The sequence below is a fragment of the Nonomuraea jabiensis genome (assembly GCF_014204795.1).
GTDB lineage: Bacteria > Actinomycetota > Actinomycetes > Streptosporangiales > Streptosporangiaceae > Nonomuraea > Nonomuraea jabiensis.
In genome coordinates, this window is sequence record NZ_JACHMB010000001.1 from 10,422,464 (window position 1) to 10,437,734 (window position 15,271).

Here is a 15,271-nt window from a genome sequence, read left to right on the forward strand (position 1 = left end):
GTTCAGCACTCCCGTGCGACGGCGCGGGAGATGCCGTCGGCCGCCGCGAACAGCCCGGGCAGCAGCCGCTTGGCTACCAGGCGGGACAGCGGGGCGGCGGCCGACACGGACGCCAGGACCGTTCCATCGGCTGCCACGACCGGCACGGCGATGCTGCCGAACCCCAGCAGGACCTCCTGCTTCTCGATGGCATAGCCCCGTTCCCTGACGGCCGCGAGCTGCCGGCGCAGGTCCGCCACGGACGCGACGGTGTGCGGCGTCAGGTGCGGCAGGCCGATCCGCGCGAGGCGGCGCAGCCGTTCCTCGAGGTCGGGGAGGTTCGCGAGCAGGGCCTTCCCCGTCGCCGTGCACGCGGCGGGCAGGCGCCCGCCCACCCGGGAGTGGGTGTTCACGTTCGCCTCCCCGGCCACCTTCTCCACGTAGAGCACGTGACCGCGGTCGAGGACCGCCAGGTGGATGGTCGCCCTGGTGGCGGCGAACAGGTCGGTGAGGAGGGGCCGGGCCACGCGGCGCAGCACGGCCGAGACCGGCACCCGCTGGCCCAGCTCGAACATGCGCATGCCGAGCTGGTAGGAGTCTCCCTTGCGCTCCAGCAGCCCCCATTGCACCAGCTCCTGCGCCAGCCGGTACGCCGACGCCTTCGGCACTCCCGAGCGCCGGCTGAGCTCGGTGAGCCGGAGCTGGACCGCCCCAGACTCGAACGCCCCGAAGATCAACTGGGCCTTGCCGAGCACCGAATTGGGGTATTCCTCCTCCTCGTCGGGGCCGGCCGGCGCCGCCACGAACACCTGTGAGGACATCGGAACTCCCCTCGACCACTTTCCATTTGTCCCATGAATAGTGCAGAAAGTCTGAAATGTATAGGTTTGGCCGGGCGGCCCGATGTAAAGATCAGATGACGACCGGCACGAGGGAGGACCCCTTGGACATCGCGGCACCGCTGCGCTTCGGGTACGCCGACTCGCCCCTCGGCCAGCTCCACTACGCCGAGCAGGGCACGGGCCGGCCCCTGCTGCTCCTGCACCAGACCCCCAGATCGTGGGACGAGTTCCGCGAGCTGATGCCCCTGCTGGCTCCACACCGGCGCGTCCTGGCCATGGACATGGTCGGCTTCGGGGCCAGCGCGAAGCCCCCGGCGCCCCACACGATCGAGCTGTTCGCGGCCGGCGCGCTGGCGCTGCTGGACGGCCTCGGCATCGAGCGGGCCGACGTGCTCGGCCACCACACCGGCGGCGCGGTGGCCGTCGAGCTGGCGGCGTCCGCGCCGGAGCGGGTGGGCCGGCTGGTGCTGTCGTCGGCCCCGTGGGCGGACGCCCGCTACCGCGCCGCCCACGCGCACGGCCCGGGGGTGGACGAGGCCGACCCGTCACCCGAGGGTGACCACCTGATCAAGCTGTGGCGGCTGCGGCAGCCGTACTATCCCGAACCGGTCACCGGCCTGCTCGACCGGTTCGTCCGCGACGCCCTCGCGCCGGGGGTCGATCCGGCGGAGGGCCACCGGGCGTGCGCGCGCTACGTCATGGAGGACCGGATCGGCCTGGTGACGGCGCCCGTGCTGCTGCTGGCGGGCGCGGCGGACCCGTTCGCGCTGCCGAACCTGGCCCCGCTCCGGGAGCATCTCACCGGGGCGGCGAGCGTGACGTCGGCCGTCGTCGAGGGCGGCACGATCCCGCTCATGGAGCACAAGCCGGCCGAGGTCGCCGCGGCCGTGGCGGCGTTCCTGACGGCCTGATCAGGTCCGGCCGCCGTCGGCGGCCATGATCGACTTCGTGATGCGCCTGCTCACCATGGTGAGCAGGCCCACGTACTTGTTGACGTCGGCGCGGAAGGTCGGCGCCGTCACCGACAGCGCGGCGACCATGGTCCCGGTGGCCCCGGTGAGCGGGATCGCCACGCTGAGGTAGCCGACCCGGGTCTGCTCCCGCTCGACGGCGTACCCCGCCTTCCTGGCCTGCTGGATCTCCTGGGCGAGCAGCTTCGGGGCGGTGACCGTGCGTGGCGTCACGCGGGCCAGGGGGGTGGCCACGACGTCGCCGAAGAGGGCCGCCGGGCCGAACGCCAGCAGGGCCTTGCCGGTCGCCGTGCAGTGCAGCGGCATGCGTCCGGCCACCCGTGACGGCCTGGACACCTGGCCGTGGCCGGAGACCTTCTCCAGGTAGATGACCTCCAGCCCGTCCAGCACGGCCAGGTGGATGGTCTCCCCCGTCGCCTGGTAGAGGTCCTCCATGAAGGGCCGCGCCGCCTCCCGCAGGATCCGCTGGCGCGGCACGCGCTGCCCGATCTCGAACAGGCGCATGCCCAGCCAGTACTCGGACCCGCGCCGCTCCAGCAGGCCCCACTGCAGCAGCTCCTGGGCCAGCCGGTGGACCGACGCCTTGGCCACGCCGGTGCGGCGCACGATCTCGGACAGGCCGAGGCTCTCGTCGTCGGGGCCGAAGGCCTCCAGGATCAGCCGCACCTTCCCCAGTACGCTGTTCGCCGCGGCGTCGTGCTCGGGTGAAGGAACGATGGCCAGGGGCTGGACGTCGGATGACGACGGGGAGTGCATAAGAGCCATTGCCCGATGATCGGGCCCGTACCCGTTCCGGACAACGGCCCTGTCTCGCTGAGCGGAACGGGACCGGCGGCTATCCGAACGTGACGACCGCACGCCCGCGTACCCTGCCCTCGCGCAGCAGTTCCAGGGCCTTGGGGAGCTCGGCCAGGTCGAACCGCTCGACCTCCACGCCGAGCTCGCCGGAGGCCAGGCGGCCGACCAGCGACGGGGCCACCTCGCGTGCCCGGCGCTCGTGCCTGACCATGTTCACGGGCAGCAGCGCCACGTCGTCGAGCAGCCACGACGGGAGATCGACCGTCACGGACGCGCCCAGCACGTACCCGATGACGACGGCCCGGCCGCCGGGGCGGACCCAGCGCGTGCGCTCGACCAGTCCGGCGCCGCCGAGCGTGTCGACCAGCAGGGACGCCGGGCGCGCCGAGGCCAGCTCCGCGACCGCCGCGGCGTCGTCGGCCGCCACGCCGCGCACCCCCTCGGGCACCCGGTCGAGCTGGTCGGACCGTCCGACGAGCCCGGTCACCGTGGCCCCGGCCAGCCGCGCCTGCTGGGCGACCATCGCGCCGACCGCCCCGGTGGCGCCGGTCACGACGACCTCCTCCCCCGGCTCCAGGCGGGCGATGTCGTGCAGGGCGACGTACGCCGTGGTGGCCGGGACGAAGAACGACGCGGCGACCTCGTGCGGCAGCGGCTCGGCCAGCGAGCTGACGGCCTTGGGGCTGACGCTGACCCGCTCGGTCCAGCAGCCGTCGCGCAGCAGGCCAAGCCCGCCCCCGCGAAGGAGCACCTGCGTGCCGGGGGCGAGGTCGTCGGCTGCCAGGACCACCCCGCTGGCCTCGACCCCGCCCACGTACGGGAGAGCCGGTTTCATCGCGAAGGACCCGGTGGCGACGGTCAGGTCCAGATGGCTGAGCGCCGCCGCCTTGACCTCGACCAGCACCCGCCCCGGCTCATACGCGGGTTCGGGAACGTCCTCCACGACGGGGGACGCTCCCCACGCGTGGAAGCGGGCCGCGCGCGTCATCGGCCCGACACCCTGCCAATGAATCGGCCCGAGAAACCCGCCGCGGAGCTCTTGGCCAGGAAGGACAGGCTGAGCGGGTTGTAGCGCGCGGCCTGCTCGTGCTGGGGCCAGTGGCCGCACTCCTCGAACAGTTCCAGCTGCGAGCCCGCGATGGCCTCGTGCATGGCGGTCGCCTCCGGCACGTCACCGAACGGGTTCTTGCGGCCCCAGACGATCAGCGTCGGCTGGGAGATCGCGGCCAGGTCGCCGGGGCGCAGGATGTTGCGCTGCCGGGTCTCCATGTCCTGCAGGCAGAGCAGGTTGTCGACGCCTGCCACGAACGCGGGCTCGTGGTAGATGGCGTGGCGCACCTGCACCAGCTCCTCGGTGGCGTCGGCCGGGTCGGCCATCAGCAGCCGCAGCCGCTTGCGGGTGAGCTCCACGTCATCGCTGAGCACGGCCTCACGCGTGCTCGTCCTGATGCGCTCCATGACCTGCGGGTTGGCGACCGTGCCGCCCGCGCAGAGCAGCTGCAGGCTCGCCACGCGGTCGGGGTGGTCGATCGCGGCGCGAGCGCCGACCCAGCCGCCCAGCGACTCCCCCACGATGTGCGCGCGCTCGATGCCCACGGCGTCGAAATACGCCAGCAGGTGATCGACATAGCGCGGGATCTCATACGGATAGTCCGGCTTGCCGGTGTAGCCATGGCCCAGCATGTCGATGGCGTGGCACTCGTACTGTTCGGCGTGCGCGGCCAGGTTGCGGGTAAACGCCTCCAGGTGCCCGCTGGTCCCGTGCAGGAACACCACGGGCTCGCCCGATCCGGCCCGCAGGCTGCGGGTCGGCACTCCCCCCGCGTCCACGTACGAGAGGCTCAGGCTCAACGGGCTCAACTCGGTCCATATGGTCATCGTCACGTCACCTTCAACGGTCGAGAGCGGGTTTGTCCTGGTTGATGCGGTGCACCTGGGTGTTGCTGCGGGCCGCCAGCAGGCGGGCGAGGAGCACGGCCAGCACGACGGCGGGCACGGCGATCAGCAGTCTCTTCATCGGCCGATCCCTTTCAGGAACCCGGTGACCACGGCGTGGTAGGCCGCGGGACGCTCCTCCTGGAGGTGGTGTCCCGCGTGGTCCATGACGTACAGGTTGCCCCGGGGCACCATGCGCGCCAGCATGAGCGGATAGTCGGGCGTCAGGAACGCGTCCTGCATACCCCACATGAACAGCGCCGGCGCCTGGATCTCGGCCAGCTCGGCGGTGAGGTCCTGCCATTCGCCGCGCGGCGAGTCGGACATGGCGGCCAGCGCCCGCTCCCCCGGGTCCAGGCTCTGCTCGTAGCGCAGGTCCAGCGTGGACTCCGGCAGGCGGTCGCCGTCGTACCACTCCAGCCGGGTGATGAGGTCGCGCATCTTCTCCCGCGTGGGCCCCTCGCCGCCGTAGTAGACGTCCCGGGCGTTGCGGCCGCGGCGGCCGCCCTCGGGCAGGGGGGCGAGCGGGCCGTAGAAGACCGGCATGCTGCCGGTGATCACCAGCGAGCGCACCCGGTCGGGGTGGCGGGCGGCCAGGCACAGCGCGATGGTGCCGCCCCAGGAGTTGCAGACGAAGTCGGCCCGCTCCACGCCCAGCGTGTCCATGAGCGCGACCGTCCTGGCCGCGTGGAAGTCCCACATCGGGCCGGTGATGACGCACTTCTCCGACTTGCCGTACTGGAGGATGTCCACGATCAGGCAGCGGCGCTCGGCGGCGAACAGCGGCGCCACCGGGCCGAAGTCGCTCCATCCAGTGCAGCCGGGGCCGCCGCCGTGCAGGAAGATCGTGTCCGGTCCCGACCCCAGGTCGAGGTAGTGGTATGTGACGCCGCCGGCGTCGGCGTACGAACCGCTGGGCGGTTCCATGGCGCCTCCTCAGTCGTTGGTCTCGTCGATCTCGGCGCGCGTGCGCGTGACGGTGTCGGCCGCCACCCGCAGGAGCACCTCGCACAGGCGGCGCATGGCCCTGACGTCGACGGTGTTCATGCCGAGGGCGAAGTCGACGTCGACGTCTTCTGGTACGGCCTTCGGCATGCCCACGCGGGCCGTCGGGATCCCGCGCGCCCGCAGGATGTTGGCGTCGGTGGCGCCGCTGTTGCCGGCCACGGGCTCGTGCGGGCGCCCGTTGGCGCTCTCCCAGGCGCGTACGGCGCTGCGCACCACCCAGCTCTCCGGCGGCGTGCGCGTGCCCGGGATGGCCAGCACCATCTCGACCGCGAGCTCCGTGCCCAGCTCCGCCGACACCTGCCGGACGTACGCCGCCAGCTCCCGCTTGGCCTCCAGCGGCGCCGTGCCGGGCGCGATGCGCAGGTCGAGGCGGATGCGGCAGGCCGCGGGCGTGACCGCGAGCATGCGCTCCCAGCCGCCCGCGATCGACCCGACGATCCCCTGAGGCGCGGCGGTCGCGGTGCGGTGCCGCTCGGGGTAGTCCGCCAGCCACCGTTCCAGCCGCGTCACCACTTCGGCGGCGGTCACGATCGGGTTCCGGTACGGCAGGCGGTGCCGGCTCCCCGCGTACGTGTGGGTCCCCGGGACGACGATCTCGAACCAGCACAGGCCGACCTCGTCGTGCGCGACGAAGTCCCCCGGCTTGGCGATCACCGCGTGGTCGGGCTGCCAGCCGCGTTCGAGCAGGAACGAGCAGCCGACCCCGTGCCCCGTGTTCGCCCGGCCGTCCGGGGCGATCGCGTTGGTGGGCATGCCGCCGGCCCCGAAGGCCACCAGCAGGTCTCCGGCCAGCCGCGGGCGCAGGGCGGCCAGGGCCTCGCCCACGACCAGGACGCACGCGGCGTGCCCCTTGGGGTTGCTCGCGCCGAGGCCGCTGACGTAGGGGCCCTCGCAGCGGGCCTCGGCCCGCATGTCGGGGCGCAGCTCCGGGCCGATCCAGGGCACGTCCAGGTCCGGGTCACCGGTGGTCAGGGTGTCGATCGGGGCGTACAGCATGAGGTCGGCGCCCGCGCCGTCGCCCCTCAACCGGCCGACCGCGTTGGCCTGGCCGTCGTCGATGCGCTGCGCGTGCGCCTCCAGGCCGGCGGCGGCGAGCCGGTCGGCCAGCCACCGGGCCAGCGGCGCTTCGCCGCCCGTGGGGCTGGCGATGGAGGTGACGTCCACCGCCGCCGCGCGCAGGCGGTCCTCGGTGATCGACGCGAGGGCCTTTCGCACCAGCTCGTCGCGGTTCATGACGCCGGCTCGATGACGGCGACCCCCATACCGGTCAGCCACTCCGGCATCGGCTCGTACGCCAGCCGCCGCCCGGGCGCGAAGCCCAGCGCCGCCGCCATGGCCAGCCACGACCGCAGCTCCTGGCCGCCGTTGCCGGCCGCCTCCTCGATCTGCTCGGTGGACAGGCCCGCGTAGCGCTCCAGCTCGCCCCGCTCCAGCGCGGCCAGGAACTCCTCGTCGAACTCGGGGAAGATGACCGGCCGCGCGGCGGTGATGATCTGCCGGCGGCGCGCGTCGTAGCGCTCCCAGTCGCCCCGGCCCTCCCGCCAGGCCTCCACCAGGAACTCCTCGTCCGGCCCGTGCGGGTCCTGCCAGCGGCTCGGCCACGGCAGCCGGTGCGAGAGCCCGCCCGAGGCGATGACCGCCACCCGCAGCCCGCCGGGCAGCGCCGCCACCGCGGCGGCGAGGTTGCGCCCCAGCTCGGCGCAGCGCCGCATGAGGGGCAGCGGCGTGGCGAACACGTTCACCACTAGCGGGATCACGGGCACGTCGAGGTCGCGCAGCAGGTACTGGATGGCGTGGCTCTGGCCGTGGTCGATCTGCAGCTTCGCCGAGATCGCCACTTCGGTGCCCGCCGCGACGAGGGACTCCGCGATGCTCTGGGCGACGGCGGGGCTGGTGCGCTGCGGGCCTGACGGCGTGCCTGACTCCCCGGACGCGATGACCTCGTCCACGCCGAGGGTGAAGGCGGGGATCAGGTCCAGCCAGAAGCCGCGGAAGTGGTTCGACCCGATGATGACCGCCACGTCGGGACGGGCCGCGGCGAGGGCGTCGCGGGCCGTGCCGAGCGCGGCGCGGAAGCGTTCCGCGCGGTCCTTGTGCTCGACCTGGTCCCAGTGGGTGTTCATGAGCGTCGAGTGGGACGCGCCCACGCCCAGGACGATCCGGCCCATCAGCCGAGGTCCCCGGTGAGCTTGAGGCGTTCGGCGCGCTCCTCGGTGACCTCCTCGGCGAGCTTGCGCCACTGCAGGAGCGAGTCGTCGGGGCGGTAGAGCCGCTCCGGCGGCGCGTCGGTCACCTCGACCATCCACTTGTCCTGGCCGGAGAACTGGCCGTGGAAGAGCCAGCGGACGGCGCCGAGGTATTTGGCGTAGAAGGGCAGAGTCCTGATGCCCTTCTCGAAGTTGGCCATCACGCCGACGTAGAGGTGGTTGTCCGCGTCGACCGGCACGTAGAACTCGTAGTGGATGAAGGTCGGGTAGACGATGCGCAGGACGCCCGGCATGCTGACCGAGGCGAAGCCGGGGAACTCCTCGGCGGCGATGGCCGGGTTCACCTTGCGGTGGCTGCCGGTGTTGCCGATGTTGGCGACCTGCTTCGGCGGCTTGAGCTTGTACCACGCCTGGTTGCTCCACCTGCCCAGGCCGGGGAAGTCGGCGTCCCAGTGCTGGGCCTCTTGCACCCGGTAGATCCACCGGCCGCGGCGGACGATCCGGGTCTCGTTCCACACCGGCATGGCCTTGAACAGCCGCCACAGCGCGGTGCGGTGCAGGTATTTCGCGTGTCCCTCGTCGTAGCCGTTCTCGCAGGCGAAGCGCCAGTTGCCCACGCGGGCCTGGATGCGCGCGCCGACCACGGCGGGGTTGTCGCGCAGTTCCTCGGGGAGCTGGTCGTCGATGGGCGGGGCGTCCTCGCCGTCGCCCACGAAGATCCACACCATGCCGAGGCGCTCCTCGACCTCGTACGTCGGCTGCGTCACCTTCCCGCAGATCGGCGACTGCGGCCCGTCGGTGATCACCGCCTTGAGCGCGCCGGTCTCCAGGTCGAACGTCCAGCCGTGGTACGGGCAGGAGATCGTGCCGGGGAACTGCTGGTTGCCGTAGCTCAGCGGCACGCCCCGGTGCGGGCAGCGGTCCTTGAGCGCGTAGACCTTCCCGTCATCGCGGATCACGACGATGCGCTCGCCGAGCAGGGTGATCGCCTTCGGCTTCCCGGTGATGTGCGAGGAGAACGCCACCGGATACCAGTAGCCGCGGAACCCGCTGGCCGCCGCCTGGTAATGGGGCCAGCTCGACCAGTCCTGCCGGCCCGGCAGCCGGCCCCGCCGCGATGGCCGGCGCCTGGCGTCTCCCCCGATCGCAGCCGGCGTACCCGCCTCCGCACTCATTCTCGCCTCCGCTTCCATGGCTTGTCCGCGGCTCCCGATGCGCCGCGACAGGCAGTTCACCACCCGCGGGGCCGACCGGCCCAGCGCGGCATCCCGCCCAACGGACCGTGTCCCGCTGAGCGAGCCGCGTTCCGGTCAGCGGGCCGCGACCCGCGGGGAGCCGCCCCGGCGCTGTGTAGCTTCCGTGGCCGGAAAGGAGAGCGACGTTGGAGATCGAAACCGATATCGCGATCATCGGAGCGGGGCCGACCGGGCTCTACGGCGCCTACTGCGCCGGGTTCCGCGGTCTGCGCACCGTACTCGTCGACGCGCTGCCCCAGGTCGGCGGGCAGATCTCGGCGCTGTACCCGGAGAAGGAGATCCGGGACGTGGCCGGCGTCCCCGGCGTTCCCGGGCGTTCGCTGGTGGCGGCGCTCTCGGCCCAGGCGGCCGCGTACGACCCGGTCCACCTGCTCGGACGCCAGGCCGTCGAGCTGTGCCGCGACGCGGACCCGCGGCCGGTCGTGGTGCTGTCCGACGGCACGGCGGTCCGCGCCGGGGCCGTCGTGCTCACCTCGGGCATCGGGACGTTCACCCCGCGGCCGCTGCCGGCCGGCGAGGAATGGCTCGGCCGGGGGCTGACGTACTTCGTGCCGGACCCGTCCGCGCACGCCGGCCACCACGTCGTGATCGTGGGCGGCGGGGACAGCGCGGTCGACTGGTCGCTGGCCCTGGCGCCGCTGGCCGAATCGGTCACGCTGGTGCACCGCCGGGCCGCGTTCCGGGCGCACGCCGGCGGCGTCGCGGCCGCCCGCGCGGCGGGGGTCCGCATCGTCGTCGACAGCCAGGTCGTCGGCCTGTCCGGCACGGATCGGGTCGAGCGGGCGCACCTGCGCACGCGCGGCGAGGCCGACCGCACGGTGCCGGCCGACTCCGTCATCGCCGCGCTGGGGTTCATCAGCGACCTGGGCCCGCTCGCGGGCTGGGGGCTGTCGCTGCGCGGCAGGTCCGTCCTGGTCGACCAGCGCATGCGTACGGGCCTGCCCCGGGTGTACGCGGCCGGCGACCTCGCCGAGTACGACGGCAAGGTCCGCCTCATGTCGGTGGGCTTCGGCGAGGTCGCCACCGCGGTGAACAACGCCGCCGTCGAACTGGACCCCGAGCTGTCCCTCTTCCCGGGGCACTCCACGGAAAGCGTCTGACCACAGGAGAGATTCATGAGCTACGTCATCGGCCCCGCGTGCGTCGACGTCAACGACCGGGCGTGCGTGGACGTGTGTCCCGTCGACTGCATCTACGTCGGCGACCGCAAGAGCTACATCAACCCCGCCGAGTGCATCGACTGCGGGGCGTGCGAGCCGGAGTGCCCGGTGGACGCGATCTTCGTCGACCGCGCCGCCCGGGGCGACGAGACGCGCACGCTCTTCCTGGACGACTCCAAGGCGTTCTTCGCCGAGGTGCTGCCCGGCCGCGACGCGCCTCTCGGCAGCCCGGGAGGCGCGCGCAAGGTCGGCGACCTCAACGCCGACACCGCGCTGGTGACCGGCTACGGCGCCTAGCGGCCGGTGAACCGCGGAGGGCGCTTGTCCAGGAACGCCTGGAGCCCCTCCGCGGCGTCCTGGGTCTGGATCAGCTCCAGGACCGCCTGCCACTCCAGTTCGAGCGCGTCGTCGAGGGGCAGGTCGTACCCGGCCTCCACGATGCGCTTGAGCAGGCCGATCGTGGTGGTCGGCCGGGCCGCCAGGTCCTCGGCGTGCGCGGCCACCACGCGGTCGAAGTCGTCGTCGTCGGCCACCACGTCCACCAGTCCCAGGTCCAGGGCCTCGGCGGCGGACAGGCGGGCGCCGTCGATCATCAGGCGCTTGGCGCGATGCGGGCCGAGCAGGCGCGGCAGCCGCTGGCTGCCGCCTGCTCCGGGGAAGAGGCCCAGGCTCGTCTCGGGGAAGCCGATGGTCGCGGAGGAGGCCAGGACGCGCAGGTCGCAGGCGAGCGACAGCTCGGCCCCGCCGCCCAGGGCGTGGCCGTTCATCGCCGCGATCACCGGCTTGGGCGCGCGTTCGAGCAGGCGCTGCACCTCGACCCAGCGGCGCATCTTGACGTGGTTGGCCACGGAGAGGTCGCGCATCACGGCGATGTCGGCCCCCGCGACGAAGAAGCGGCCGGTCCCGCGGATGACCAGGCAGCGGACGGAGGCGTCCGCGGCCAGCGGGGGGATCACCGCCAGGAACTCCTCGATCAACGCCGGGTCGACGGCGTTGGCGGGCGGCCGGTCGATGACGACCGTCGCCGTCCCCCCATCCCTCCGCACATCCAGATATTTCGTCATCTGCGCTCCTATTCCAGTGCGCCGGCGTCACGCAGCCGGGCGAGCTCTTCGTCGTTCAGATCGAGCAGGTCCTTCAGCACGCGGTCGGTGTGCTCGCCCAGCAGCGGGGCGGGCGCCGTCAGCGCTCCGGGGGTGCCGGACATGCGCACCACGATCCCCTCGTGCCGTACCGGGCCGATCAGCGGGTGCTCCAGCACCGGGTAGAAGCCGCGCGCGGCCAGATGCTCGTCCGCCTCCACCAGGTCCCGGCCGGTGGCGACGACGGCCGCGGCGACGCCGAGTCCCTGCAGCTCGGCCGCCAGCGCCTCGCCGTCGCGCTCCGAGCACCAGGCCGCGAGCGCGGCGTCGATCTCGTCCTCGTGGCGGCGCCGCTCCTCCAGGTCCGCCGAGGCCGGCTGCGGCAGCCCGGCGTGCGCGGCCAGCCGCCGCCACTCCTCGTCGCCCTGTACGGCCAGCGCGATCCACCGGTCGTCGCCCCTGACCGGGTAGACGCCGTGCGGGACCATGCGCGGGTGCCGGTTGGGCCGGGTCACGGCGCGATGCTCACCGAGCTCCGCCTCCAGGACGGCCGGCCCCATCGACGCCGCCATCGCCTCCAGCTGAGAGAGGTCCACGTGTCCCCCGCGCCCGGCCGCGACCAGGTCCAGGACGGCGAGCACGGCCGAGTTGGCCGCCACCATGTCGCCCAGCCCGAACGTCAGCCCCTCCGGCGCCTGGCCGGGATCGGCGGTCTCGCTGGTGAGGCCGGACATGGCGGCGAGCGTGTCGGCGAAGGTCACCGCGTTCCGCCAGGGGCCGCTCTGCCCGACCCCGGCCATCGACACCAGGATGACGCCGGGCCGCAGCTCCGCCAGCCGGTCGTAGGACAGCCCCCACCTGGCCAGGACGCCGGGGCTGAAGTTCTCGATGACCACGTCGCACTCGGCGGCCAGGCGCCGCAGCACCTCCAGGCCGGGCTCCGTGCGCAGGTTGAGGGCGACGCTGCGCTTGCCGCGGTTGAAGTTGACGAAGTAGCCGCCGTCGTCGATCCCGGCGTCGGGGCGCAGCCGCATGGACGGGGCGAAGCGCGTGGGGTCGCGGCGGTGCCGGGATTCGATCTTGATGATGTCCGCGCCGTGCTCGGCCAGCGTCTTGGTGGCGTACGGGCCGGCCAGCACCCAGGTCAGGTCCAGGACGCGGATTCCGTCGAGCGGGCGCGCGCCGGGCCCGCGGGCGCCGTCGCGGCGGCCCCGGGGGCGTTCGCTCCGCCAGGGGGCCTCGGCGGCGGCGGGCAGCGGCTCAGTGAGGCGCACCGGGCGGCGCAGGGCGGCGACGCCGGTCGCGCCGTCCTCGGAAACGGCGGCGATGCCGGTCGCGCCGTCCTCGGGAAGGCGCGCGAGGGGGAAGCCGACGTCGGTGACGCCCTCCTCGGGCAGTCCCGCGCCCAGAACGCGGACGAAGAACCCGCGCTCGGCGAGCTGCGGGTTGCCGGGCAGGCTCGTGGCCGTGGAGACCTCCGCCCACGGCAGCGCCCGGGCCCGCCCCTCCTCCGCCAGGGAGGCGGCCGAGCGCCGGGCCACGAACCTGGCCACGACCTCGTCCACGTGCTCGCGCCCCCGCCAGCGGAAGACGGGATCGGACCACTTCTCCTCCGTCAGATCCTCCGCCTCGCCGCACTCCGCCATCCAGGCGAGCAGATCGGTCCACATGCGGTCGCTGCCGGAGTATCCGCCCGCGACGTGGCCGTCGGCGGCGCGGAAGACCCGGTGGGCCACGTGTTCGTACACGCCGCCGGTGCGGGAGGGGTACCGTCCGGCGTGGATCCAGGCGATGGCGCCCGTCTCCAGCGTGGCGGCCACCGCCTCCTGCGCGGAGACGTCGATGAGCTGGCCCTGTCCCATGCGGTCGCGGGCGATGAGGCCGAGCAGGGCGGCGATGGCCGCGTGCGCCCCGGCGAGCTGCGTGGCCTGCTCGCGGGGCGGCGGCTTGGGCGGCCCGCCGGGCTTGCCGCCCAGCCAGGCCATGCCGCCGGCGGCCGTGGCCACGAGATCGTCGGCGCGCCAGTCACGCCGGGGGCCGGTCGTGCCGAACGGCGTGACGACGACGTGGACGGCCCGCGGCCAGCGCGACGTGACCGCCCCGGAGTCGGCACGGACGCCGCGGAGCTCGCCGAACGGGCCGCTCTCCATGATCACGTCCGCCTGCCCGGCGAGGCGGTCGAGCGCGTCGGGGTCCACCGGCGCGCTCACGACCCGCTTTCCCGCATGCCAGTGCAGGGCCTCCGCCCGCGACAGCGGCGCGCTCCGCGGACGCTCGACGCGTACGACGTCGGCGCCGAGGCCGACCAGCAGCCTCGCCCCGTTGAAGGCCAGATCGTCGGTGAGGTCGAGAACCCGCAACCTCGTCTCCTCCCGTGTGTGCCGGAGCCTCGACGCTAGAGCGCGCCGTCACCGGGGCGCGACCATGCCGGTCTGTCCAGCGGTCCACGCGATCAGGCCGTACGGGCGTCCCACGCGTCCGGCGGCACCCCCTGGTCGCGCAGGTCACCCTTGACCACCTTCGTCGAGGCGTTCCGCGGCAGGGTGTCCAGCACGCGCACGTACCGGGGGACGGCGTGGCGCGGGAGCCGGTCCAGGCACCAGGCGTGCACCCGCTGCGGGCTGAGCGTGGCCCCGGGCGCCGCGGTCACCGCCACCAGCACCTCCTCCTCGGTCAGCTCCGACGGCACGCCCACCGCGGCCACCTCCAGGACGCCCGGCATCGCGGCCACCGCCTGCTCCACGTCCCAGGTCGCGATGTTCTCGCCGCGCCGCCTGATGACGTCGGCGCGGCGGCCGGCGAAATGGAGGAAGCCGTCGTCGTCGAGCCAGCCGCGGTCCCCGGTCATGAACCAGCCGTCACGCAGGACCTTCCCGGTGGCGGCGGGGTCGCCCGCGTACCCGCTGAAGATCATCGACTCCGCGCGGGGCCTGGCGGTGATCTGCCCGGTCCGGCCCGCCGGGACCGGCCGGCCGTCGTCGTCCCTGATCACCACCTCGTACTCCGGGACGGGCCGCCCGGCCGCGCCCGGCCGCCGGGTGCCGGCCGTGCTCGCCGCCACGTCGCCGAGCTCGGTGCACGCGTACGCCTCCAGCAGCAGCACGCCGAACCGCTCCAGGAACCGCCTCGACAGGCCCTCCGGCGCCGGTCCCCCGTAGGCGCGGCGGACCTGGTGAGCGGTGTCGGAGCCGGTGGCGGGCGCGCGTTCCAGGATGGCCGCCACGGCGCCCATGAAGTTGAACGCGGTGACGCCCTCCCGCCGGCAGGTCTCCCAGAACCGGGAGGCGGAGAAGCGCGGGTGGGCCACCAGCGTGGCGCCGGAGATCAGCGCGGGCAGCAGGCCGGCGTGCCGGACGTTGATGTGGTTCCAGGGGAAGACGTTGAACAGCACGTCCCCCGCCTCGTAGCCCATGGTGCGGGCCACCCGCCGGGCGTGCCGGACGCCGGCGAAGTGCGGCAGCAGCGCGCCCTTGGCGCGGCCCGTGGTCCCCGAGGTGGCCATGACGACGGCGGGGTCCGCCGGTCCCGGCCGCCGCGCCGGAAGGCGGCGCGGCGCGGCGAGCAGGTCGTCCAGGTCGGCCGAGCCCGGCAGCTCGGCCGCCTCCCGCCCGGTCACGAGCACCACGCGGTCCATCCCCGCGGCCAGCGCGACCAGGCCGGGGTTGGCGCGCACGGCGTCCGTGCCGGCGATGAGCACGCGCGCCCCGGCGGCCCCGGCGAGCCGCCGCGCCGCGTCGAGCGGCACGTCCAGGGCCAGCGGCACCTCCACGGCACCGAGCCTGGCCAGGGCGAACATCACCTCGACCAGGCGCGGCCCCGGAGGCAGGCACGTCAGGACCCGGTCGCCGCCCGCCACCAGGCCCGCGAGCCCGCCCGCGACGGCGCCCGCCCGCTCCAGGCACTCGCCGACCCGCAGCGAGGCGCCGCCCTCGAACCGTACGAGCTCCGCCTCCGGAGCGCCGGCCGCCCGGCGCTCCAGCACGTCGAGCATCGTCTCCGGCGCGGCCGTGACACCGTCCGTGACACCGTCCAT

General features: G+C 73.8%; 15 protein-coding genes. 3 read left to right on the plus strand and 12 right to left on the minus strand.

Translation table 11 applies throughout. The features are described 5' to 3' along the window. Positions 1-2: 2 nt before the first annotated feature. The gene (locus tag HD596_RS47665; RefSeq protein WP_185075926.1) at positions 3-800 is read right to left on the minus strand and encodes an IclR family transcriptional regulator; all 798 of its coding nucleotides are present in this window, start codon (positions 798-800) and stop codon (positions 3-5) included. A gap of 122 nt (positions 801-922) precedes the next feature. On the opposite strand from HD596_RS47665, the gene HD596_RS47670 reads away from it, so the two are divergent. After that, positions 923-1,732, plus strand: a complete 810-nt coding sequence (locus tag HD596_RS47670) for an alpha/beta fold hydrolase (RefSeq protein WP_221519924.1) — start codon at positions 923-925, stop codon at positions 1,730-1,732. On the opposite strand, the gene HD596_RS47675 is transcribed toward HD596_RS47670, so the two are convergent. From HD596_RS47675 to HD596_RS47705, 8 genes are all read right to left on the minus strand, one after another. Beyond that, positions 1,733-2,557 carry an IclR family transcriptional regulator gene (locus tag HD596_RS47675; protein WP_185075928.1) on the minus strand — a complete coding sequence of 275 codons (825 nt, stop codon included), beginning with the start codon at positions 2,555-2,557 and terminating at the stop codon, positions 1,733-1,735. A 70-nt stretch (positions 2,558-2,627) separates the two neighbouring features. Beyond that, on the minus strand, positions 2,628-3,578 hold the full coding sequence (locus HD596_RS47680; RefSeq protein WP_185075929.1) for a quinone oxidoreductase family protein: 951 nt from the start codon (positions 3,576-3,578) through the stop codon (positions 2,628-2,630). Then, on the minus strand, positions 3,575-4,468 hold the full coding sequence (locus HD596_RS47685) for an alpha/beta fold hydrolase (protein WP_185075930.1): 894 nt from the start codon (positions 4,466-4,468) through the stop codon (positions 3,575-3,577). The genes HD596_RS47680 and HD596_RS47685 overlap by 4 nt, the downstream gene beginning before the upstream one ends. A 13-nt stretch (positions 4,469-4,481) precedes the next feature. Beyond that, positions 4,482-4,607, minus strand: a complete 126-nt coding sequence (locus HD596_RS64335; protein ID WP_281398331.1) for a hypothetical protein — start codon at positions 4,605-4,607, stop codon at positions 4,482-4,484. After that, positions 4,604-5,452 (minus strand): alpha/beta fold hydrolase, encoded by an 849-nt coding sequence (locus HD596_RS47690; protein WP_185075932.1) that lies wholly within the window; start codon positions 5,450-5,452, stop codon positions 4,604-4,606. The genes HD596_RS64335 and HD596_RS47690 overlap by 4 nt, the downstream gene beginning before the upstream one ends. Positions 5,453-5,461: 9 nt before the next feature. Then, positions 5,462-6,766: a M20 family metallopeptidase gene (locus HD596_RS47695; RefSeq protein ID WP_185075933.1), complete on the minus strand. Its 1,305-nt coding sequence runs from the start codon at positions 6,764-6,766 to the stop codon at positions 5,462-5,464. Further along, complete coding sequence (locus HD596_RS47700) at positions 6,763-7,701, minus strand: DODA-type extradiol aromatic ring-opening family dioxygenase (RefSeq protein ID WP_185075935.1); 939 nt, start codon at positions 7,699-7,701, stop codon at positions 6,763-6,765. The genes HD596_RS47695 and HD596_RS47700 overlap by 4 nt, the downstream gene beginning before the upstream one ends. Beyond that, on the minus strand, positions 7,701-8,915 hold the full coding sequence (locus HD596_RS47705; protein WP_185075937.1) for a Rieske 2Fe-2S domain-containing protein: 1,215 nt from the start codon (positions 8,913-8,915) through the stop codon (positions 7,701-7,703). The genes HD596_RS47700 and HD596_RS47705 overlap by 1 nt, the downstream gene beginning before the upstream one ends. A 206-nt stretch (positions 8,916-9,121) precedes the next feature. Here HD596_RS47705 and HD596_RS47710 point away from each other — a divergent pair, with 206 nt between their 5' ends. Both HD596_RS47710 and fdxA read left to right on the plus strand, forming a co-directional pair. Then, on the plus strand, positions 9,122-10,096 hold the full coding sequence (locus tag HD596_RS47710) for an NAD(P)/FAD-dependent oxidoreductase (protein ID WP_185075939.1): 975 nt from the start codon (positions 9,122-9,124) through the stop codon (positions 10,094-10,096). 15 nt (positions 10,097-10,111) lie between these two features. After that, positions 10,112-10,453, plus strand: a complete 342-nt coding sequence (gene fdxA / locus HD596_RS47715) for a ferredoxin (protein WP_185075940.1) — start codon at positions 10,112-10,114, stop codon at positions 10,451-10,453. On the opposite strand, the gene HD596_RS47720 is transcribed toward fdxA, so the two are convergent. The 3 genes from HD596_RS47720 to HD596_RS47730 all read right to left on the minus strand — a co-directional run bounded on the left by HD596_RS47720 (position 10,450) and on the right by HD596_RS47730 (position 15,271). After that, positions 10,450-11,220: an enoyl-CoA hydratase/isomerase family protein gene (locus tag HD596_RS47720; protein WP_185075941.1), complete on the minus strand. Its 771-nt coding sequence runs from the start codon at positions 11,218-11,220 to the stop codon at positions 10,450-10,452. The genes fdxA and HD596_RS47720 overlap by 4 nt on opposite strands. Positions 11,221-11,228: 8 nt before the next feature. After that, complete coding sequence (locus HD596_RS47725) at positions 11,229-13,598, minus strand: CaiB/BaiF CoA-transferase family protein (protein ID WP_185075943.1); 2,370 nt, start codon at positions 13,596-13,598, stop codon at positions 11,229-11,231. Positions 13,599-13,690: 92 nt separating this feature from the next. Next, positions 13,691-15,271, minus strand: coding sequence for an AMP-binding protein (locus tag HD596_RS47730; protein WP_185075945.1), 1,581 nt, complete (start codon positions 15,269-15,271; stop codon positions 13,691-13,693).

Excerpts from the sequence above, each read along its gene's own strand:
- HD596_RS47665 (WP_185075926.1), bottom strand. The coding sequence starts at position 800 with ATGTCCTCACAGGTGTTCGTGGCGGCGCCGGCCGGCCCCGACGAGGAG.
- HD596_RS47675 (WP_185075928.1), bottom strand. The coding sequence starts at position 2,557 with ATGGCTCTTATGCACTCCCCGTCGTCATCCGACGTCCAGCCCCTGGCC.
- HD596_RS47680 (WP_185075929.1), bottom strand. The coding sequence starts at position 3,578 with ATGACGCGCGCGGCCCGCTTCCACGCGTGGGGAGCGTCCCCCGTCGTG.
- HD596_RS47685 (WP_185075930.1), bottom strand. The coding sequence starts at position 4,468 with ATGACCATATGGACCGAGTTGAGCCCGTTGAGCCTGAGCCTCTCGTAC.
- HD596_RS64335 (WP_281398331.1), bottom strand. The coding sequence starts at position 4,607 with ATGAAGAGACTGCTGATCGCCGTGCCCGCCGTCGTGCTGGCCGTGCTC.
- HD596_RS47690 (WP_185075932.1), bottom strand. The coding sequence starts at position 5,452 with ATGGAACCGCCCAGCGGTTCGTACGCCGACGCCGGCGGCGTCACATAC.
- HD596_RS47695 (WP_185075933.1), bottom strand. The coding sequence starts at position 6,766 with ATGAACCGCGACGAGCTGGTGCGAAAGGCCCTCGCGTCGATCACCGAG.
- HD596_RS47700 (WP_185075935.1), bottom strand. The coding sequence starts at position 7,701 with ATGGGCCGGATCGTCCTGGGCGTGGGCGCGTCCCACTCGACGCTCATG.
- HD596_RS47705 (WP_185075937.1), bottom strand. The coding sequence starts at position 8,915 with ATGAGTGCGGAGGCGGGTACGCCGGCTGCGATCGGGGGAGACGCCAGG.
- fdxA (WP_185075940.1), top strand. The coding sequence starts at position 10,112 with ATGAGCTACGTCATCGGCCCCGCGTGCGTCGACGTCAACGACCGGGCG.
- HD596_RS47720 (WP_185075941.1), bottom strand. The coding sequence starts at position 11,220 with ATGACGAAATATCTGGATGTGCGGAGGGATGGGGGGACGGCGACGGTC.
- HD596_RS47730 (WP_185075945.1), bottom strand. The coding sequence starts at position 15,271 with ATGGACGGTGTCACGGACGGTGTCACGGCCGCGCCGGAGACGATGCTC.